At 71.4% G+C, this 20,381-nt stretch carries 15 protein-coding genes and 1 tRNA gene; 10 read left to right on the top strand and 6 right to left on the bottom strand.

The window, feature by feature from the left end:
• The first annotated feature begins 418 nt into the window (after window positions 1-418).
• The 6 genes from OG858_RS20855 to OG858_RS20830 all read left to right on the top strand — a co-directional run bounded on the left by OG858_RS20855 (window position 419) and on the right by OG858_RS20830 (window position 7,315).
• Window positions 419-901, top strand: coding sequence for a CarD family transcriptional regulator (locus OG858_RS20855; protein WP_003953493.1), 483 nt, complete (start codon window positions 419-421; stop codon window positions 899-901).
• Window positions 902-1,240: 339 nt separating this feature from the next.
• Window positions 1,241-2,005 (top strand): 2-C-methyl-D-erythritol 4-phosphate cytidylyltransferase, encoded by a 765-nt coding sequence (gene ispD / locus OG858_RS20850; RefSeq protein ID WP_319067792.1) that lies wholly within the window; start codon window positions 1,241-1,243, stop codon window positions 2,003-2,005.
• Window positions 1,995-2,534 carry a 2-C-methyl-D-erythritol 2,4-cyclodiphosphate synthase gene (gene ispF, locus OG858_RS20845; protein ID WP_327744219.1) on the top strand — a complete coding sequence of 180 codons (540 nt, stop codon included), beginning with the start codon at window positions 1,995-1,997 and terminating at the stop codon, window positions 2,532-2,534. The genes ispD and ispF overlap by 11 nt, the downstream gene beginning before the upstream one ends.
• 228 nt (window positions 2,535-2,762) lie before the next feature.
• Complete coding sequence (gene cysS / locus OG858_RS20840; RefSeq protein WP_086752762.1) at window positions 2,763-4,166, top strand: cysteine--tRNA ligase; 1,404 nt, start codon at window positions 2,763-2,765, stop codon at window positions 4,164-4,166.
• Between the two features lie 123 nt (window positions 4,167-4,289).
• On the top strand, window positions 4,290-5,231 hold the full coding sequence (rlmB, locus tag OG858_RS20835; RefSeq protein ID WP_086752758.1) for a 23S rRNA (guanosine(2251)-2'-O)-methyltransferase RlmB: 942 nt from the start codon (window positions 4,290-4,292) through the stop codon (window positions 5,229-5,231).
• Between the two features lie 338 nt (window positions 5,232-5,569).
• Window positions 5,570-7,315 (top strand): DoxX family protein, encoded by a 1,746-nt coding sequence (locus OG858_RS20830; RefSeq protein ID WP_319264217.1) that lies wholly within the window; start codon window positions 5,570-5,572, stop codon window positions 7,313-7,315.
• A 273-nt stretch (window positions 7,316-7,588) separates the two neighbouring features.
• On the opposite strand, the gene OG858_RS20825 is transcribed toward OG858_RS20830, so the two are convergent.
• The 3 genes from OG858_RS20825 to OG858_RS20815 form a co-directional block, all read right to left on the bottom strand.
• Window positions 7,589-8,320 carry a nucleotidyltransferase family protein gene (locus tag OG858_RS20825; protein ID WP_319067797.1) on the bottom strand — a complete coding sequence of 244 codons (732 nt, stop codon included), beginning with the start codon at window positions 8,318-8,320 and terminating at the stop codon, window positions 7,589-7,591.
• A gap of 225 nt (window positions 8,321-8,545) precedes the next feature.
• Entirely contained in the window at window positions 8,546-8,995 is a 450-nt protein-coding gene (locus OG858_RS20820) for a hypothetical protein (RefSeq protein WP_037688463.1), read from the bottom strand.
• Window positions 8,996-9,236: 241 nt separating this feature from the next.
• Window positions 9,237-10,373, bottom strand: a complete 1,137-nt coding sequence (locus tag OG858_RS20815) for an ABC transporter ATP-binding protein (protein ID WP_319067799.1) — start codon at window positions 10,371-10,373, stop codon at window positions 9,237-9,239.
• A 233-nt stretch (window positions 10,374-10,606) separates the two neighbouring features.
• Between OG858_RS20815 and OG858_RS20810 the strand changes: the two genes are divergently transcribed.
• Window positions 10,607-10,680: transfer RNA gene (locus tag OG858_RS20810), tRNA-Thr, on the top strand.
• 54 nt (window positions 10,681-10,734) lie between these two features.
• Here the strand turns inward: OG858_RS20810 and OG858_RS20805 are convergent.
• The gene (locus OG858_RS20805) at window positions 10,735-11,622 is read right to left on the bottom strand and encodes an aminoglycoside phosphotransferase family protein (protein ID WP_328544636.1); all 888 of its coding nucleotides are present in this window, start codon (window positions 11,620-11,622) and stop codon (window positions 10,735-10,737) included.
• A 118-nt stretch (window positions 11,623-11,740) separates the two neighbouring features.
• On the opposite strand from OG858_RS20805, the gene OG858_RS20800 reads away from it, so the two are divergent.
• Complete coding sequence (locus OG858_RS20800; protein ID WP_328544637.1) at window positions 11,741-13,153, top strand: NAD(P)/FAD-dependent oxidoreductase; 1,413 nt, start codon at window positions 11,741-11,743, stop codon at window positions 13,151-13,153.
• Between the two features lie 201 nt (window positions 13,154-13,354).
• Window positions 13,355-16,543, top strand: a complete 3,189-nt coding sequence (locus OG858_RS20795; RefSeq protein ID WP_319318313.1) for a Tat pathway signal protein — start codon at window positions 13,355-13,357, stop codon at window positions 16,541-16,543.
• Between the two features lie 441 nt (window positions 16,544-16,984).
• Here the strand turns inward: OG858_RS20795 and OG858_RS20790 are convergent, their stop codons facing one another.
• Window positions 16,985-17,956, bottom strand: coding sequence for a zinc-binding dehydrogenase (locus OG858_RS20790; protein WP_319067803.1), 972 nt, complete (start codon window positions 17,954-17,956; stop codon window positions 16,985-16,987).
• 78 nt (window positions 17,957-18,034) lie between these two features.
• Window positions 18,035-19,336, bottom strand: coding sequence for an FAD-dependent oxidoreductase (locus OG858_RS20785; RefSeq protein ID WP_328544638.1), 1,302 nt, complete (start codon window positions 19,334-19,336; stop codon window positions 18,035-18,037).
• Between the two features lie 200 nt (window positions 19,337-19,536).
• Between OG858_RS20785 and OG858_RS20780 the strand changes: the two genes are divergently transcribed.
• On the top strand, window positions 19,537-20,229 hold the full coding sequence (locus OG858_RS20780) for a pentapeptide repeat-containing protein (protein WP_319067805.1): 693 nt from the start codon (window positions 19,537-19,539) through the stop codon (window positions 20,227-20,229).
• Window positions 20,230-20,381 lie beyond the last annotated feature (152 nt).

Genomic DNA, 20,381 nt, shown 5'->3' with positions numbered 1-20,381 from the left:
CTCCGGAACACTCGGGGGAACGCCCTCCGGAACAACCGCCGGAACGCCGCCGGAACAGCGTCAGAACACGAACTGGTAACGGCGGAACAGTGCCCGTAGATCGAACTCCTTGATCAATTCCGGATTCGTCTCGTACCCGACTCCGCTCATCGAACGGAGTAGCGGAAGTCGCACACTTGATGGAGGACAAAGCGGGACGTTCGGTCGCTCGTGGAGTCCTCCGGATGCGTGTAACGTACGCGTTTCGCTCCGCCCGGAGAGCCGCTCCGACCTGCGGATACCCCCTTCCGTTCGGCCCTCGCAGCACGTTCCTGTTGCAGTTGTCAAGCCCCGAGATGCGCCCTGACCTGCGAAAACGCCATTCAGAACACGCAGTTTCCGTGTTACCCTGGATAGCCACGGAAGGGGTACCTGTCACATGACGTTCAAGGTTGGCGACACCGTGGTCTATCCCCATCACGGGGCCGCGCTGATTGAGGCCATCGAAACTCGCCAGATCAAAGGCGTGGACAAGACCTACTTGGTGCTCAAGGTCGCTCAGGGCGACCTGACAGTGCGTGTGCCAGCGGACAATGCGGAGTTCGTCGGCGTACGTGATGTGGTCGGTCAAGACGGCCTGGACCGGGTCTTCGAGGTGCTGCGCGCACCGTATGCCGAGGAGCCCACGAACTGGTCGCGTCGCTACAAGGCAAACCTGGAGAAGCTCGCCTCCGGCGATGTCATCAAGGTCGCAGAAGTCGTGCGCGACCTGTGGCGTCGTGAGCGCGAGCGCGGACTGTCCGCCGGTGAGAAGCGCATGCTCGCCAAGGCGCGCCAGATCCTGGTGAGCGAACTCGCCCTCGCGGAGAACACGAACGAGGACAAGGCCGAGGCCCTGCTCGACGAGGTTCTCGCGTCCTGAACTGACTCCTGAGGCAGGCAGCCAGCCCGCTCAGCCGTTCAGCGCAGCACATTGAAATGCCGCGGTGCCCGATGACGTAACTCATGTCGCCGGGCGCTGCGGCATGTTCGTACCCGGATGCTGCACGTCTCCATGAGGACCCCGATACTCGGCGATACTTGGCGTGCCCCGGTGCTCTTCGGTGCTGAGTGCTCGTCAGTGCCGAGTACCCGTACTTGGCGTGCCGGGCCCGGGCAGCTGGCTCGACCAGATGTCACGGAAGGGTCCGGTCAAGGTGTCGCGCCCGGCACGCTGTGGCCATACCCACGTAGGCCGAGCACACAAACCTGACAGGAACCGATGTCTGACGATTCGCGCCCCTCGCCTTCCGGACCCGCTGCGGCAACCCGTACGGCGGCAGTGATTCCGGCCGCCGGCCGGGGCGTACGCCTCGGCCCGGGTGCTCCCAAAGCGCTGCGCACGCTGAACGGCACTCCGATGCTGATCCACGCGGTGCGGGCCATGGCAGCCTCCCGTGGCGTCTCCCTGGTGATCGTCGTGGCGCCGCCCGACGGCGCCCCCGAGGTCAAGACCCTGCTCGACGCGCACGCCCTGCCCGAGCGGACGGACTTCCTCGTCGTCCCCGGAGGTGAGACGCGCCAGGAGTCGGTGAAGCTCGGCCTCGACGCGCTCCCGCCCGGCTACGACATCGTCCTCGTCCACGACGCGGCCCGTCCGCTCGTGCCCGTCGACACGGTCGACGCCGTCATCGAGGCCGTACGGGACGGGGCGCCGGCCGTGGTGCCCGCGCTGCCGCTCGCGGACACGGTCAAGGAGGTCGAGCCGGCGGTCGAGCCGGGTGCGCCGGAGCCGGTCGTCGCCACGCCCGAGCGGGCGCGGCTGAGGGGCGTGCAGACGCCGCAGGGGTTCGACCGGGAGACGCTGGTCCGGGCGCACGAGACGGTCACCGGGGAGGTGACCGACGACGCGAGCATGGTGGAGCGGCTCGGGCTCGGGGTCGTGGTCGTGCCGGGGCACGAGGAGGCGTTCAAGGTGACGCGGCCGCTGGATCTGGTGCTCGCGGAGGCGGTTCTGGCGCGCAGGAGGCTGAACGATGGGTTCTGAGAGCTTCGGGGTTTCCGGGGCCGCGCCGGTGCCGTCCCTGCCGGGTTCCGTGGTGTTGCCGCAGGTCGGGATCGGTACCGACATCCACGCCTTCGAGGAGGGGCGGGAGCTGTGGTGCGCCGGGCTGAAGTGGGAGGGGGAGGGGCCGGGGCTGGCCGGGCACTCCGACGCGGACGTCGTGGCGCACGCCGCCTGCAACGCGTTGTTCTCCGCCGCCGGGCTCGGTGATCTGGGGCAGCACTTCGGTACGGGGCGGCCCGAGTGGTCCGGGGCGTCCGGGGTGACGCTGCTGGCGGAGGCGGCGCGGATCGTGCGGGCCGCGGGGTTCGTCATCGGCAACGTGGCCGTGCAGGTCGTGGGGGACCGGCCGAAGATCGGCAAGCGCAGGGACGAGGCGCAGAAGGTGCTCTCGGACGTCGTGGGGGCGCCGGTCTCGGTGTCCGGGGCGACCACGGACGGGCTCGGGTTCCCGGGGCGGGGCGAGGGGCTGATGGCGATCGCCACGGCGCTCGTCGTACGTGTCGGCTGAGTCCCGGTCTTCTCGCCCCCGCCGTTGCCCCTGCCCGTCCCTCCCGGGGGCCGCGCCCCGGGCCCGGCCCCGGGGGCCGCGTTCGTTGCTCGCCGCAGGACCGTCGTGGCCGGTCGCGCGGTTCCCCGCGCCCCTTTCGGGGGCGCTGTCGTGGCCTGAAGTCACGGATGTGCTGTTCTCGGAGGGAAAGGCTGGGGGCACGGCCGCTGGCCCACTACCCTTGTGGGCGTGACTATTCGCCTGTACGACACCAGCGCCCGGCAGATTCGTGACTTCGCCCCGCTCACGCCGGGTTGTGTCTCGATCTACCTGTGTGGCGCCACGGTGCAGGCGGCCCCGCACATCGGGCACATCCGGTCCGGGCTCAACTTCGACATCATGCGCCGGTGGTTCGAGTACCGCGGATACGACGTGACGTTCGTCCGGAACGTCACGGACATCGACGACAAGATCATCGCGAAGGCGGCCGACCAGGGCCGCCCCTGGTGGTCGATCGGGTACGAGAACGAGCGCGCGTTCAACGACGGGTACGGCGCGCTCGGTTGCCTGCCGCCGACCTACGAGCCGCGTGCCACCGGGCATGTGACCGAGATGGTCGAGATGATGCGCGGGCTGATCGAGCGCGGACACGCCTACGAGGCCGACGGGAACGTCTACTTCGACGTGCGGTCGTTCCCCGAGTATCTGCAGCTGTCCAACCAGACGCTCGACAACCTCCTCCAGCCCTCCGGTGAGGGCGAGACCGGTAAGCGCGACCCCCGTGACTTCGCCATGTGGAAGTCGGCGAAGCCCGGGGAGCCGACCTGGGAGACGCCCTGGGGACGCGGGCGGCCGGGCTGGCACCTGGAGTGCTCGGCCATGGCGCACAAGTACCTGGGCAGCGCCTTCGACATCCACGGCGGCGGCCTCGACCTGATCTTCCCGCACCATGAGAACGAGATCGCACAGGCCAAGGCCTTCGGCGACACCTTCGCCGAGTACTGGGTGCACAACGCCTGGGTCACCATGAGCGGCGAGAAGATGTCCAAGTCGCTGGGTAACTCGGTGCTCGTGAGCGAGATGGTCAAGCGCTGGCGGCCCATCGTGCTCCGCTACTACCTGGGCACCCCGCACTACCGGTCGATGATCGAGTACAGCGAGGACGCCCTGCGCGAGGCCGAGTCGGCGTTCGCCCGTATCGAGGGGTTCGTCCAGCGGGTCGTCGAGAAGGCCGGCGGGGTCGTCGAGCCCGCGGCCGAGGTGCCGCCGGCGTTCGCCGAGGCGATGGACGACGACCTGGGCGTGCCGCAGGCGCTCGCCGTCGTGCACACCACGGTCCGGCAGGGCAACAGCGCGCTGGCCGCCGACGACAAGGAAGAGGCCGTGGCGCGGCTCGCCGAGGTGCGCGCCATGCTCGGCGTGCTCGGCCTCGACCCGCTGGACGCACACTGGGCCGGTGACGCCGGTGACCGCGGCGATGACCTCCACGGGGTCGTCGACACGCTCGTCGGGCTGGTCCTCCAGCAGCGCGAGGCCGCCCGCGCCCGCAAGGACTGGGCCACCGCGGACGCCATCCGCGACCAGCTCAACCAGTCGGGTCTGGTCATCGAGGACAGCCCGGACGGTCCGCGCTGGACGCTCGGCCCACGCTGAGTCCTCCGGTCATCCTGATCGATCGACCTTGATCGATTGTGCCGCCCGGCCGTCCGGGCGGCACACTGCATTGAGCACATACGAAATACGTACACACGCACGCTTCACACAGACAGGTAGGTCATGGCCGCTAACAACCGCCGCATGTCCGGCAAGAAGGGCGCGCAGGTCGGCAGTGGCGGCCAGCGGCGCAAGGGTCTCGAGGGCAAGGGTCCGACGCCCCCCGCCGAGATGCGCAAGAAGCACAAGGCGAACCGCATCGCCAACGCCAAGGCGAAGCAGGCCGCGCGCCGCCCCGCGCCGCGTGGCCGGGGCGGCAAGGGCACCTCCGAGATGGTCGTCGGACGCAACCCCGTCGTCGAGGCGCTGCGCGAGGGCGTGCCCGCCTCGACGCTCTACGTCCAGCAGTTCATCGACAACGACGAGCGGGTGCGTGAGGCGCTGCAGCTCGCGGCCGAGCGCGGCGGCATCAACCTCATGGAGGCGCCGCGGCCCGAGCTGGACCGCATGACCAACGGGCTCAACCACCAGGGGCTCGTCCTCCAGGTCCCGCCGTACGAGTACGCGCACCCCGAGGACCTGATGAACGCCGCGTACGACGACGGCGAGGACCCGCTGATCGTCGCGCTCGACGGTGTGACCGACCCGCGCAACCTCGGTGCCGTCGTCCGGTCCGTCTCCGCGTTCGGCGGCCACGGCGTGGTCGTACCCGAGCGACGCGCGGCCGGCATGACCGCCGGTGCCTGGAAGACGTCCGCCGGCACGGCCGCCCGTACGCCCGTCGCCCGCTGCACCAACCTGACGCGCGCGCTGGAGGCGTACAAGAAGGCCGGCATCGTCGTGGTCGGACTCGCCGCCGACGGCGAGTCCGAGATCGGCGACCTGGAGGCCCTCGGCGGCCCGGTCGTCATCGTGGTCGGCAGCGAGGGCAAGGGCCTCTCCCGCCTCGTCGGCGAGACCTGCGACCACCGGGTGCGGATTCCGATGCCGGGTGGCGCGGAGTCGCTGAACGCGGGCGTGGCGGCCGGGGTCGTGCTGTACGAGGCGGCTCGGCGTCGCGCCTGACCGTGGTGGTCGGCGGATGGGCCGAGCCCCGAGTCCGGCGGCCGGCGCGGCGTCGTGAACCCCGCGAAGCGGTGCGGGGGTCGCGGGCGGGAGCGGTCCTGCGACTACCGGGTGCACGTGCCGATGCCGGGTGGGGCCCGGTCGTCGAACGCCGGTGTCACGGGGGGAGTTGCGCGGTAGGAGGCGGCGCGGCGCGGGACGTGGTCCCGTTGTCGCGACGGGTGTGAAACCGGGCCTCAACTGGGGGTTCGGGATGTTCTGGATCACCTTGACGGGGTCCGGACAGATCGGGGCGGTCAAAGCAGTGTCCTAACGACACGTCACTCGGTTAGATGAGTGTGGACACCAGAACACCCCGCACACCCACGGGGGACCGTTCGTCGGGATTCGACTCGGGATTCGACGACGCTCCCGCGCTGAGCATGGTGAAGGTGCCGAGCGATCCGGCGCAGGTCATCGTCAACCACGCGAGTTTCCGCGTGAAGTTGGGCGTCTCCACGCGGGCGTCCCCGCGCATCGCACGGCACTTGAACACCGGCGAGGACACCGCGCGCATCCCTGTCGTGGGCGCGGCGGGGCGCTCCGGCGCGCCCGCCGCCGGGCGTCGGCGCGCGCCCGTCGTCTGGAGCGGGAAGTCCGCGCCGGACGACACCGGGGCCCACCGGCTCCTCCAGGCGGTACGCGGCGCGGGCGTCGGCCGCGGGGCCCCCGACCCCTTGAACGACACCGGCTCGACCCAGGTCATCCCACGGGTCGACGGTCCCAGGGGTGACGGCTACGACACCGAGAGCCGGCGCTACGGCGACCAAGGCGGGCGCTACGGCGCCGACTTGACCGTCGAGACCGTCGAGACGCCCATCGTCGGCAGCCAGCGCACGCACGGCGACCACGCCGCCCCCGAGGGCACCCGGCTGCTCCCCGCCATGCGCACCGTCGGCAGCACGTACGACGAAGCGGAGTACGACCAGGCGGCGGGCTACGGCCAAGGCGGGTACGCCGACGAGGAGTTCCCGGAGTCGTACGACGACGGCGAGGACGAGCGGAACGGACGCCGGACCGGCAACGAGCCCGTCCGGCACGCCTATTACCCCGGCCGCCGGATGAACCTCGGCGTGGTGCTGCTGCCGCTGCGCGTCTTCCTCGGGTTCATCTCCGTCTACGCCGGCATGGGCAAGCTCTGCGACCCGCACTACTTCGACGGCGGCAAGCGCGGCTCCATGGTGAAGTGGCTGAACACGCTGCACCCGTGGGAAGTCGCCGAGCCGCTAAGGCAGTTCGCCCTCGAACACCCGGTGGGCTCGGGGCTCGTCATCGCCTTCGCCCAGGTCATCGTCGGTGTGCTGACCATCTGCGGACTCTGGCAGCGGGTCGCCGCCGGTGTCGGGGCGCTGCTGTCGGCCGCGCTGCTCGTCACCGTCAGCTGGAAGACCGTCCCCGTCTACGAGACGCCCGACATCATCTACCTCGCCGCCTGGTCCCCGCTGATCATCGCGGGCGCCCCGGTGTACTCCGTCGACGGGCGGCTCGCGGGCGGCGCCTGGCGCACACTCGGGCCGCGCGCCGACATCTGGGAGCTGCGGCGCTATGTGCTGCGGCGGGGCGCGATCGTCACCGCGATCGTCGTCGGGCTGACGCTGCTCGTGGGGTCCGTGCTCGGTGGTGCCGTGCGGGACGCCGACCGGATCGTCGTTCCCGGGCCCGGCGAGGCGCCGCGCAACGAGTTGCCGGGGTCGCCGCTGCCGGGTGAGCCGAGCGCACGGCGCGAGAACAGCCCGTCCGCGTCCAACTCGCCCACCGCGGGCGCGACGTCGGCGACGCCTTCGCAGGCGGCCACGACGCCGGGGGCCACACGGGACACCGGGGCGGTCACCGGCGGGCAGCCGAGTCAGACGCAGGGGACGGCGGGGCAGGTGCCGCCGCAGCAGACCTCGCCGGTCGAGCAGGCGCCGAGTACCACTGCTGGGCCGAGCTCCAGCGGTGCCTCCGGCGGTACGACCGGGGGGGCCACCGGGTCGACCGGTGGGTCCACCGGGGGGAGCTCCTCGGGTGGGCAGCCCGGGCTGGTGGGGGGATTGCTCGGGTAGTCGCTCCACTGGTTGCGTCGATACGCCGATACGCCGATACGCCGATACACGGACGGGCCCCGCGTGATGCTTCGCGCGGGGCCCGTTGTCGTGTTCTGGCGTGAGGGAGATGGGTGTGAGGGAGACGAGCGTGAGGGGGACGGGCGGAGCGCCTGATGGATCGTGGCGATCGCGTTGCGGGCGGCTGCGGGTCGGTTGTGGCCTGTCGTGCAGTTCCCCGCGCCCCTTTGGCGGCCGGTGGCTGTCTGGCGCCCCTACGAGTCCGCGTTCCCCTCAGCGGCTCAGTGCCGCCAGTTCCTTCGCTGCCTCTGTCAGGTCCTTCGCCGTGTCGATGGCTCGCCAGTAGGCGCCCTGGGGGATGGGGAAGCCTGCCAGGCGGCGTTCTCGGGCCAGCCGGGGGAAGGTGGTGCGCTCGTGGTCGCCCCGGGCGGGGAGGAGGTCGGTGAACTCGGGGGAGAAGACGTAGACGCCGGCGTTGATCTCGTACGTAGTGGGCGGGGCCTCGATGAAGTCCGTCACGCGGCCGAAGCCGTCCGTCTTCACGGCGCCCCAGGGAATGCGGGGGCGAGCCAGGGCGAGGGTGGCCAGGGCGTCGCGTTCGGCGTGGAAGTCCGCCATGTCGCGGAGCGAGAAGCGGGTCCAGATGTCGCCGTTGGTGGCGTACCAGGGGCGGTCGGGGTGGGGGAGGTGTGAGGCGGCGTACTTGAGGCCTCCACCTCGGCCCAGGGGTTCCGTCTCGACGACCGTGGTGACGCGGACCGGCAGGTCGGCCGAGTCCAGCCACTTCTGCAGGACGTCGGCGAGGTGGCCGCAGGAGACGACCACGTCGGTCACGCCCTCCTCGGCGAGCCAGGTGAGCTGATGGCCGATGATCGGGGTGCCCGTACCGGGGATCTCGACCATGGGCTTGGGCCGGTCGTCGGTGTACGGACGCAGCCGGGAGCCCTGGCCACCGGCGAGGACCACGGCTTGAACGGGGCGCGACGCGGCGTTCGGATCGGTCATGACCGAACTGTACGTGGCGCCCCGTTCGCGGGAGCACGGCCCTGGGATCGGTATACGGGGTGGGAACGGGGCGGTATACGGGGTGCGAGCCCTGGAGCCCTGGGGAATCCTCCGGGACCTCTGGGAGCCGTTTGGGAGCTTGCTGAAGGCCGTGGGGAGCCGTGGAAGCCGCCTGGGGGAGCTTCTACGGCCCCGCGTGGCCCTCAGCGGCGCTGTGAGCGGGCCTCAGCTGTACTGGGCGGCCACTCCCGTCGCGAAGGACGTGTCGCAGACCGGGCGGGCGTAGGACTGGGCGCGGGTGGGGCCGTAGGCGCGGACCGCGGCGCGGCCGAGGGCGCGGGCGATGGAGGTGCAGTGCTTCGCCAGCGCGGGGCGGCCGTTCACCGCCTGCTGGAGGTGGGTGAGGGCGACGCCGGGGTCCTCCTCCTGGAGCTCCACGAGGAGCTTGTCGCGCAGCACCTCGTGCGGGGCGCGGGTCTTGGCGCGCTGGGAGACCTCCGAGCCGGCCAGCACCGACTCCGCGGGGTCGGAGCCCGACCAGTTGACCCGGGTGACCGCGAGGGTGCCGGAGAGGACCAGGACGACGGGCAGGACCAGGGCCAGGGAGCGGCCGATCCGGCGGGCGGGACCGCGGCCGTGCCGCGTCCGTTGGGTGTGGGTGTGGGTGTGCTTCACGCGAGTGAGGGTAGCGCGGGGTAGTGATATGGCGACATTAGGTCACCGGTACGGGGGATGTCGAAGCGCCGTCCCGAGGGTGGCGGGTTGACGCACGCTGGTCGAAATGAACCTATTTGTCGGGGTAGTTGGTGGCAACGAAGAAGGCCCCGCAGATGTTTGCGAGGCCTTCTTCGTCAACCTGGGTGATTTATCCCGGGCCGGTGGTTTCGCGAACGGTCACGAACGCACCGTGTCCGGCTCAGTCGGAGAGGCGCTCGCCCGTCGAGGTCGAGAACACGTGGTTCTCGCCCGGACGCGGCACGACGTGCAGCGTCGCGCCCTTCTCCGGGACCTGGCGGCCGTTGACGCGGACCACGAGGTCCTTGGTCTCGCCGTCGACCTCGGCGGTGCCGTAGACGTAACCGTCGGCGCCGAGCTCCTCGACGACGTTGACGGTGACGGCGAGGCCGGCCGGGGCGTCGGCGGAGTCCTTGGACAGGGTGGAGGCGACGGCGCTGCCGTGCTCCACGATGTCGAAGTGCTCGGGACGGACACCGACGGTGACCGTGGTGTCACCCTTGTCGGAGGCGGCCTTGAGGGCGTCACGGTTGACCGGGACGACGCTGTTGCCGAACTTCACACCGCCGTCGGTGATCGGGACCTCGACCAGGTTCATGGCCGGGGAGCCGATGAAGCCGGCGACGAAGAGGTTGGCCGGGCGGTCGTACATGTTGCGCGGGGTGTCGACCTGCTGGAGCAGACCGTCCTTGAGGACCGCCACACGGTCGCCCATCGTCATGGCCTCGACCTGGTCGTGGGTGACGTAGACGGTGGTGATGCCGAGGCGGCGCTGCAGGGACGCGATCTGCGTACGCGTCGAGACACGGAGCTTGGCGTCGAGGTTCGACAGCGGCTCGTCCATGAGGAAGACCTGGGGCTCACGCACGATGGCACGGCCCATGGCGACACGCTGACGCTGACCACCGGAGAGGGCCTTCGGCTTGCGGTCCAGGTAGTCGGTGAGGTCGAGGATCTTGGCGGCCTCTTCGACCTTCTGCCGGATCTCCGCCTTGTTCACACCGGCGATCTTGAGCGCGAAGCCCATGTTGTCGGCGACCGACATGTGCGGGTACAGCGCGTAGTTCTGGAACACCATGGCGATGTCCCGGTCCTTCGGCGGCAGGTGCGTGACGTCGCGGTCACCGATGCGGATGGCGCCGCCGTTGACGTCCTCAAGACCCGCGAGCATGCGGAGCGAGGTGGACTTGCCGCAACCGGACGGACCGACGAGGACGAGGAACTCGCCGTCCTCGATGTCGATCTCCAGAGCATCGACGGCGGGCTTCGTGGAACCCGGGTAGATGCGGGTCGCCTTGTCGAACGAGACTGTGGCCATGGGTCGTAGGCCCCCTTCACCGGCAGGAACGTGCCGGACGATCCGAGTAAAGGTGGTGATCCACCGCGGACGGTTCCACGGTGGTGTAGTCCACGAGAGTGGATTGGGTCAGGACGGTACCTGGCGTTCACCTGGTCTGTCAGTACCTGGACCCCTGTGAACTTCGCGGAAATTTTCGACGAGTACGCCCTGTGACGTGGGTACACTGCACGGGCGCCCCCGCGAGGGGCCACGCCTCCTTAGCTCAGCTGGCCAGAGCAACGCACTTGTAATGCGTAGGTCGTCGGTTCGAATCCGACAGGGGGCTCCGGGGATCCCGGGTCGCGATGGTGGCCCGGGATCTTGTTGTTGGAGGGGTGGGTCAGGGGAGTCGGCGGGCGAGTTCCAGGTCGTCGGGGTCCAGGGGGCGGCCTTCTTCGATCTCCCAGACGGCGTTCTGGAGGAGGCGGGCGAGGGTCCAGGCTCGGGCGCGGTCGCGGTCCAGGGAGAGGACGTCCGTCATCGCGTCGAAGCGCCAGGGGACCTCGTTCGGGTCGAAGCGGTTGTTCAGGGCCGGCCAGAGTTCGAAGGCGGGGTCGCCGGCCAGGGGCTTGGGGTCGATGGCGAGCCAGGGTGCGCGGTCGGCGCCCAGGACGTTGTCGAAGTGCAGGTCCCAGTGGAGGAGGCGGTCGCCGGGTTCGGACACGACCTCGCGCAGCGCTGCCGCGCAGTCCGCGATCAGGCGGCGGTCGGACGTGTCCGGGATGCGGGCCAGGACCGGTGGGGTGCGGTCCAGCATGTCCGTCGCGATGTCGGACAGGCGGCGCATGGCAGGCGGGGCCGGTGCGGTGGTCAGGTGGGCCAGGAGGCGGGCGATGACCAGGACGGCCTTGCGGGTGTCGGGCTCGTGGGACAGCATGCGGGCCGGGTCGAGGCGTTCGAGCAGCATGGTGCCTGTTTCGCCGTCGTGGGCGAGGAGCCGTACCGCCCCGTCGCCGTCCCAGACGCGCAGGGCGACCGGCTCGCCCTCGCTCTCGGCGTCGAGGATCTGGAGCTTGAGGACCGCAGGGGTGTCGTCGGCCGTGCGGACCACGGGCAGGACCAGGGCGCACATGCCGTGCATGGCCGGCCCGTCGAGGCGCAGCCCCCACCGGTTCAGGAATGCGGTGGCCAGGTCCGGAAGGGCGGCGGCGAAGGCCACGCCCTTCTCGTCGAAGAACATCTCCAGCGTGGCGGCCAGTTCCTCCGGTACCGAGATGGCGTCGATCATGCGGGTGACACTACGCGTGCGCCTTCCCGGAGTTCTCTGGATTTCCGGCCCGGAGGCGGCACGTACGCCACGAAATCCGTAGGAGACAGGGCCTGTCGGCAGGGGTTAGCGTCCGGCCATGAGCAGCTCGGACGCGATCGCCGGCACCGTCAACGGTGGGATCTCCTTCTGGTACGCGCAGGCCGGCCTTCCCGTTCCCAGGGAGCCGCTGGCCGGGGACGCGTCCGCCGACGTGGTGATCGTCGGGGGTGGGTACACCGGGCTGTGGACGGCCTACTACCTGAAGAAGGCCGCCCCTTCTCTGCGGGTCGTCGTCCTGGAGCGGAAGTTCTGCGGGTACGGGGCTTCGGGGCGCAACGGCGGGTGGCTCTACAACGGGATCGCGGGACGGGACCGGTACGCGCGGCTGCACGGGCGGGAGGCCGCCATGCGGTTGCAGCGGGCCATGAACGAGACCGTCGACGAGGTCGTGCGCGTGGCGGGGGCGGAGGGGATCGAGGCGGACATCCATCGGGGCGGGGTGCTCGAAGTCGCTTACACCCCGGCTCAGTCGGGGCGGCTCAAGGCCTTTCACGAACACGAACTCGCGTACGGGGAGGTCGACCGCGAGCTGTACGGCGCGCGGGAGACGGCCGAGCGGATCCGGGTCGCCGATGCCGTGGGGTCGACGTGGACGCCGCACGGGGCGCGGCTGAACCCGGTGAAGCTGGTGACGGGGCTGGCGGCCGTCGTCGAGGGGCTGGGGGTGACCGTGCACGAGCTGACGCCGGTGACCGAGATCCGGCCGGGGCACGCGGTCACGCCGTACGGCACGGTCCGGGCGCCCTATGTGCTGCGCTGCACGGAGGGCTTCACGGCGAACCTCAAGGGGCAGCGGCGGACCTGGCTGCCGATGAACTCGTCGATGATCGCCACCGAGCCACTGACCCCCGCGCAGTGGGCGGCGATCGGCTGGGAGGGCCGCGAGACGCTCGGTGACATGGCGCACGCGTACATGTACGCCCAGCGCACCGCCGACGACCGGATCGCGCTGGGTGGCCGCGGGGTGCCGTACCGCTTCGGGTCGCGGACGGACAACGACGGGCGTACGCAGGCGGCGACGATCGAGGCGCTGTACGAGATCCTGGTGAAGTTCTTCCCCTCGCTGGCGGGGGTGAAGGTCGACCATGCATGGTCGGGTGTGCTCGGGGTCCCCCGCGACTGGTGTGCCACGGTCACCCTGGACCGGTCGACGGGGCTCGGCTGGGCGGGCGGTTACGTCGGCTCCGGTGTGGCCACCGCCAACCTCGCCGCCCGCACCCTCCGCGACCTCGTCCAGCGGGACTCGGGGCAGGCCGGGGCGACGGAGCTGACGTCGCTGCCGTGGGTGAACCACCGGGTGCGCAAATGGGAGCCGGAGCCGTTGCGTTGGGCGGGGGTGCAGGGGATGTACGCGACGTATCGCACCGCCGACCGGCGTGAAGCCGCCTCGCACAAGGGGGAGTCGTCGCGGTTGGCGCGGTGGGCGGACCGGGTGGCGGGGCGGCACTGAGGGCACCTCGGCATTGACGGCACGAGTCGGCGTTGACGGCACGAGTCGGCGTTGACGGCTCGACAACCCCCGGGAAATCCGTGAGTGCTGTGTCACACCTGTGTGCGAACATCGCCTCACTGACCACGTGAGCCCGGGATCCGACCGTTCCGCGGGCTCCGACCGTTCCGGGGGGAACCCATGCCGGCCTTGAGCCTGCCCGTGAGACGGAGACGCGGGCGGCCTGTTGTGCCGCTGCTCGCGCTGACCGTTCTGGTCTCGCTGCTCACCTCGCTGTTGACCCTGACCGGGGCGGGGACCGCCCGCGCCGACGACCCGGTGGAGTGCGCGCCGCTCGCGCTCGCGCCGTTCGGGGATCCGGGCGATTCCGTCGCCCGTGGCACGCTCGCCGGTGGGGCGAGGGCCTGCCACACGGTCACCGCCGAGGCGGGCCGCCACCAGGTGTCGCTCGCGGACCCCCGCCACGAGGCCTTCGTGGTGGTCCGCGGTGCCGACGGCACCGAGCCCGAGTGCACCGCCCCCAACTACGGCGTGCGCTGGTGCGACTTCCCGGCGGCCGGCGCCTACACCGTGGTGGTGGACAACTCGGGGGGCTTCGACGCCACCGACTACCAGCTCGGTGTGGTTCCGCTGGCCGGGTCCGAGGGCTGTGCCCCGGCCGTGGGCACATCGTGGGACCTGCCCTCGGCGACGTTCAGGGTGGTCAGCCCGGTGCAGGTCGACTGCCTGCCGTTCCGGGGAGAACCGGGCGAGCGCGTCAACGTGTACAGGGGCGACGTCCGGCAGTGGATCACCGATGAGACCGGCACGGACATCTGCGAGCGCGGCGAGGACGACGAGCACGGCTGTGTCCTGCCCGGCGACGGCCCGTACCGGGTGCTGTCGTACGGCTTCTCCGACAGCGGGCTGCCCGCCGATGAGCGGCTGCAGATCCGTCGGCTCTCCGCGGCCGAGGGCTGCCCGGCCCTGACGACCGGCGCGTACGGCACCCCGCCCGCGCCCGGCACTCTGCGTTGCCGTTCGCTGACCGTGCCCGCGGCGGGCCGGTTCCTGGTGAGCCCGGTGGACCCCGAGCAGAACGAGGCCCTGTGGTCGTACGTCTACGACGGCGAGGGCAAGAAGGTCTGCCAGGCGGGCGGTTGGTGCACCTTCCCCGCAGCCGGGCCCTACACGCTGGTGGTGGGCGACCCGAATCGCGTCAGCGACCCCCAGTACGCCACGGCCTTCCTCGACCGCACCGGCACCGAGGGCTGCCGGTCCGTCGAATGGGGGCGCCACGAGGGCGAGTTCGGCGGCGCGGGGGAGTACGACTGCCTGCTGCTGCCCGGCTCGGAGGGAGCGCGGTTCGCGGCGCTGACCAAGCTCGGTGGGCCGGGGCCCCGACCGGCGGTCGAAGTCCTGGACGGCGAGGGCGTCACCCAGTGCACCGACGAGGCGCTCAACACGGGCACCTGCGAGCCGGCGGGCACGGCGCCCTACCGCCTGCTCGTGCGCGCGGACTCCGGTACGACCGGGGCGTACGCGCTCGACCTCGTCCGCACCGACACCCCCGAGGGCTGCGCCGAACTGCCGAGCGGGAGCTTCGCCGACGACGGCGCCCGGGCCACGTTCGGCACGGGCGGCGGGGTCTTCTCGCGCTGTCTGAGCGTTCCGGAGGGCGAGCACACGGAAGCCGAGGTCTTCCAGCTGATCGCCACGTCCGGCGGTGTCGCCGCCCGGTTCTCCGTGGTCGACGCCGACGGCAGGAAGATCTGCGACCGCAGTGCCAGCACCAACGGGTGGGTGCTGTGCGCGCTGACGCCGGGCAAGGCGCACACCGTGCTCGTCAACGGCAGGGACCAGGCGGCCACGTACACGCTCGCGCGACGTGACGTCACGGCGTCCGCCTCCTCGGCCGGCTGCGCCGCGAGCGCGGCGACCAAGGTGGGAGGGGCCTCCGTTCCGGGGACCCATGGGGCGCCGGGCACCCTGCGCTGCCATCGCGTCACCACCACCGCCGCCACCGATGTCGTGCACATCGACGTCCGGGACAGGCTCGGCACCGGCAACATCGCGGTGTTCGGCGGCGACGGCGGCATGGAGTGCTCGTTCCGCAACCGGCCCTGCGCGGTGAGCGGGTCCATCAGCCACCAGGTTCTCGTGCAGGTTCCGGCCAGCCTCAAGACCGCGCCCGACTACCGTCTGGACGCCCTGCGCATCGCCACCGCCGACGGGCCGGCCGCCGAGTGCGAGAAGGTGCCCACGGTGGCGTACGGGTACGGCCCGGTCACGGGCAGGCTCGACGAGTCGCGCACCGCGGTGTGCGCGGTGCTGCCGACCGCGGGCTTCGACACCTTCGCCACCGAGATCAGCGACACCACCGGTGCCACGACGACGGCGGTGCCCGTGCTCTACACCATGTCCTCGTGGTCCAACGGCTGCGTGAACTCCTCGGACGGCTACCGCTGCGGTGTGGACGGCTCGCCCGGCCAGAGCGCACCGAGCCTGTTCCTGCTGGGCCTGCCGGAGAAGGCGTCCACCACCTCCTACCGGGCGAGGCTGGTCTGCTCGCCCACGCTGTGCGGCACCGAGGAGGTGGGCGTCACCTCGGTCGGCCCGGACACGGGCGCGGCCGACGGCAAGGTCACGCTCACGGTGACCGGCACCGCGCTGCCCGCGGACGCAGAGGTCCGGCTGTACCAGAGCGGCCGGAGCATCATGGCGAAGACGGAGTCGGTGTCCACGGACCACCGGACGCTGACGGCCACCCTCGACCTGACCGGCGTGTCCCCGGGCACGTGGAGCGTCAGCGTGATCGCGCGCGGCTGGGAGTTCCAGCGCGGCACCTTCACGGTCACCCGGGCGCAGCTGAGGAACACCGCCGCGCCCAAGGTGTCCGGCACCGTCGCCGTCGGCGCCAAGGCAACGGCGACGCACGGCAGTTGGTCCTCGGCGCCGTCGTCGTACACGTACCAGTGGAACGCGGACGGCAAGGCGATCAAGGGCGCCACGGCCTCGACGTACATGGTTCCGGCAGGGCTGCTGGGCAAGAGGCTGACCGTGACGGTCGGCGCCGCCAAGTCCGGCTGGGACGGCGGGACGGCGACCTCGGCCGCGGTGACGGTCGCCAAGGGCTCCGCGCCCAAGGTGACCAAGGCGCCCGTGATCAGCGGGACGGCGAAGGTCGGGAAGAGGTTGAAGGCGAGCAAGGGGACCTGGAGCCCTGCCGCCGGGTCGTACGCGTACCAGTGGTACGCGGGCGGCAAGGCGATCAAGGGGGCGGCCGAGTCGTCGCTGGTGCTGAAGTCGGCGCAGAAGGGCAAGAAGATCACGGTGAAGGTGATCGCGCACCGTGCGGGGCACAAGGACGGCTCGGCGGTGAGCAAGGCGACCCGGGCGGTCGTGAAGTGAGCTGACCGCCACGTCGGTGCCCTGGTGGCCCCTGCCCGATCGGGCAGGGGCCACCGGCTTTCGTTCCCGGGGTCATGTGGCGGTGTTGGGGGCCTTCGCCCTGTTCGGCGTGGCCGCGAGGGGACCTGCGAGGAGGATGCTCGCATTGGCCCACCGGAGGGCGGTCGCGCAGCTGTGTCGACGCCCTCGCGAACGGTCGTGGTGGTGCGGTCGTGGGCCGCGAGGCAGGAGGTTCGCTGGTCGTGACGATGGTCTTCAGCAGGACCGCGCCGATCTGATCACCCACCTGCCGGGCGGTGTTGACGGTTGTCGCGGAGGTAACGCCCGCCTCGCTCGGGGCGACTCCGGCGGTGGCGGTGGCGGTGGCGAAGACCGGAATGAAGGTCGTGGCCATACCTCCGGGGGGTCGGTGGTCCCATGGTCGGGACCGGGCATGGGATGTCATGGCTCCAGTACCACCTTTCCGGTGGTGCCGCGGTTTTCCAGGGCTCGGTGGGCGGCGGCTGCCTGGGGGAGGGGGAAGCGGTGGACGGCCGGGGTGAGGCGGCCGGTGGCGGCTTCGGCGAGGGCGCGGAGTTCGAGGGTGCGGAGGGGGTCGGGGCCACCCGCCCGACGCCGCATCTCCTCGCCCAGGACCGACTCCGAGACGCCCTCGACGACGTACGGTCCGCCCTCCTTGATCCCGCTCGCCGACCAGCCGAAGACGAGGTGCCTGCCGCCGGGGGCGAGCAGGGCGACGGACTCCCGCGCCGCCGTCCCGCCGACCCCGTCGAAGACGATCGTGGCCTTCCCCCGGTACGCCGCGACCTTCTCCGGCCACGCCGGGTCCGTGTAGTCGACGGCGAGATCGGCGCCGTTCGCCGCCACCCGGGCCGTCTTCTCGGGCCCGCCGGCCAGGCCGACCACCGTGGCGCCCGCGTTCTTGGCGTACTGCACGAGCAGTGTGCCGAGACCGCCGGCCGCGGCCGGGATCACGACCACGTCGTCCGGGCCCGGTTCGGCGAAGAGCAGTATCCCCATCGCCGTACGGCCCGTGCCGATCATCGCGACGGCCTCGGCGAAGTCGAGGTTCTCCGGGATCTCGTGCAGCCGTTCGATCTCCGTGACGGCCAACTCGGCGTAACCGCCGGGCACGAAGCCGAGGTGTGCGGTGACCCGTCTGCCGAGCCAGAGTTCCGGGACGCCCTCCCCGAGCGCCTCGACGACGCCGGCGATCTCGCGGCCGGGGACCGTGGGCAGTTCCGGTGTCGGTCCGGGCCCGGGGTGGCCCTCGCGGATGGCTGTGTCCAGCAGGTGTACGCCCGCCGCGGCGACGGCGACACGGACCTGGCCCGGACCGGGCTCGGGGTCCGCGACCTTCTCGTACGTGAGGTTCTCGGCCGGACCGAAGGCGTGCAGACGGATGGCGTGCATGTGGGCCCCCTTGGGCGGTCTCGCGTGCGCGTGGCGTGCGTACGTCTCGTTTCGCCTGGCGAGCCCCAGACTCCGACCTCAAGCGCGCTTGAGGTCAAGGGTGTTCTTCGACCTTCTGCCCAGCGCCAGCGAGACGGCCGCGAGCGCGCTGTTGAACGACACCTCCGAGAGCACGCCCGGCGCCGCGACCTGGTCGCCCACGAGGTACACGCCGTCTCCCCGGTCCACGGCAGGGCGGTCGCGCCAGCTGGTGCCGGGCGGATCGACCGCGCCCGTACGGCCGTTCGAGGTCGCCTCGCGCCGCCAGGTGACCCGGTCCCGCCAGCCGGGGAAGCCCAGGTCCAGCAGGCGTTCCGCTCGGGCGACGCCGTCCGCCCGTGACTCGTGCGGACCGATCGGGAACTGCCCCTGGAGCAACTGCTCGCCCGCCGGGGCCAGCGTGCGGTCCTGCGCGGTGAACCGTTCGATCCAGCCGGGCGCGTCCAGGTCGGAGACCGTGAACGCGTCGCCCCGGCGGGTGCGTACGGCGAGGTCGACGAGTGCCGTACGGCCGCTCGGCCAGGTCAGCGAGTCGTCCTTGAGCAGGCGACGGGCGGCGGCGAGGGAGGTGGCGACGATGATCGGGCCGGTGCCCCTGCCCCTGCCCTTGCTGTTGCTGTTGCTGTTGCCGGTGAGGGTGTCGAGGGTGTCGACGCGGCTGAGGGTCTCCATGCGGACGCCGAGGTTCCAGGCGCGGGCCGCCATGCGGTCGATGACGCTCGCCCAGCCACCGCGTGGGTAGTGCGCCTCCGGGGGCAACTTCGTGGCCCGGCGCAGCCGTTCCTGCACGAAGGCGGCGGACAGGGAGCCCGGGGCGTGGTGGAACAGCGCCACCGCCGAGTAGTTGGCGGCGGCGCGCGCGGCCTCCTCGCCGGCCTGTTCGGTCGCCCAGGTGAGGAAGTCGACGTCGACGGGCGCCTGTTGGCCCGTACGGCGTGGGCGGAGGAGCCTGAGCATCGCGTACGGCGGGGTCCGGCGCAGGGCGCCCTTGTGGTGCAGGCGCAGCCGGGCGGCCTCCAGGGGCGGGAGAGGCGCGAGCGGCCCGATCAGGTCGCGTTGCCCGAGCCACGTCCAGTGCGGGCCGCCGCTGTACAGCGCGTGCGGTCCCTCGTTCGTCCGGTACGGCCCCTCCGCGGTCCGCGCCCGGCCGCCGAGCGTGTGGTGCGCCTCGTACACGGTGACCCTCGCCCCTGCCTCGGCGGCGGTGATCGCCGCGGTGAGCCCGGCGAAACCGCCGCCGATGATGGTGAGGGGGGTGGGGGCGGGGACGCGTGTGGCGTGGGTGCGGGGTGCGGTGCCCGTACGGGGGGAGGGGCCGGGCTCGGCTGGAGCGCGGTGCATGGCTGGGGCTCCCTTGGTCGGTGCCGGTCGGTGCCGGTCGGTGCCGGTCGGTGCCGGTCGGTGTCGGCCGTCTTGGCGGCTGTCCGCGTGTACGACAGGTCGAGGGCGCCGGAATGTGACATGGGGCTGTCGGTTGGTGGTTTGGCGGGGTGTCGGCGCAGGTCAGGGTGATTGTCAGTGGCGGGGTGCACGATGGGGGCATGGTGAGGGCGAGGTCGGTGTCGGGGTCGAGGTCGAGGTCGGTGGTGAAGGCGGCGCGGCGGCCGGAGGTGCGGTTGCCGATGCTGGAGGCGTATGCGGGCGGGGGGCTGGAGCCCGACGGGGACTATGACGGGCTGGAGTTCCATGAGGAGGACTTCGCCGGGCAGGACGGCGGGGGCGCCCGTTTCATGGACTGCGCGCTGCGAGGCTGCGCGCTGGACGAGACGCGGCTGCACCGGGCTCGCGTGCTCGACTCCGTCCTCACCGGGATACGGGGTGTCGGCACGGATCTCGCCGAGGCGACGTTGCGTGACGTGGAGCTGGTCGATGCGCGGCTCGGCGGGGTGCAGTTGCACGGGGCCGTGCTGGAGCGGGTGCTCGTGCGCGGGGGGAAGATCGACTACCTCAACCTGCGTGAGGCTCGGCTCAAGGATGTGGTCTTCGAGGACTGCGTGCTGGTCGAGCCGGATTTCGCGGGTGCGCGGCTGGAACGGGTCGCGTTTGTGGGGTGCGCGTTGAAGGGGGCCGATCTGAGTGGCGTGACCCTGGTGGATGTGGATCTGCGGGGGGCCGCGTCGGTGGAGATCGTGCGGGGGGTGGATCGGTTGTCCGGGGCGGTGATCAGCGCGGCCCAGTTGATGGACCTGGCGCCGGTGTTGGCGGGGGAGATGGGGATTCGGGTGGAGGGGTGACCTGCGGGGGTGCCTGGTGGGGTTCGCCCCCCACCGCCCCTACCCGTTCCCATCCCCGAGGGGCGGTGCCCCTTCAACACCCACCGCGGGTTCGTCGTGGTTGCTCGCGCGGTTCCCCGCGCCCCTGAAAGACTCCGCTCCCGCCGGGCCCG

The sequence above is a fragment of the Streptomyces europaeiscabiei genome (assembly GCF_036346855.1).
In the GTDB taxonomy this organism is placed as follows: Bacteria; Actinomycetota; Actinomycetes; order Streptomycetales; family Streptomycetaceae; genus Streptomyces; species Streptomyces europaeiscabiei.
This window is presented reverse-complemented; position numbering and strand designations above follow the sequence as displayed.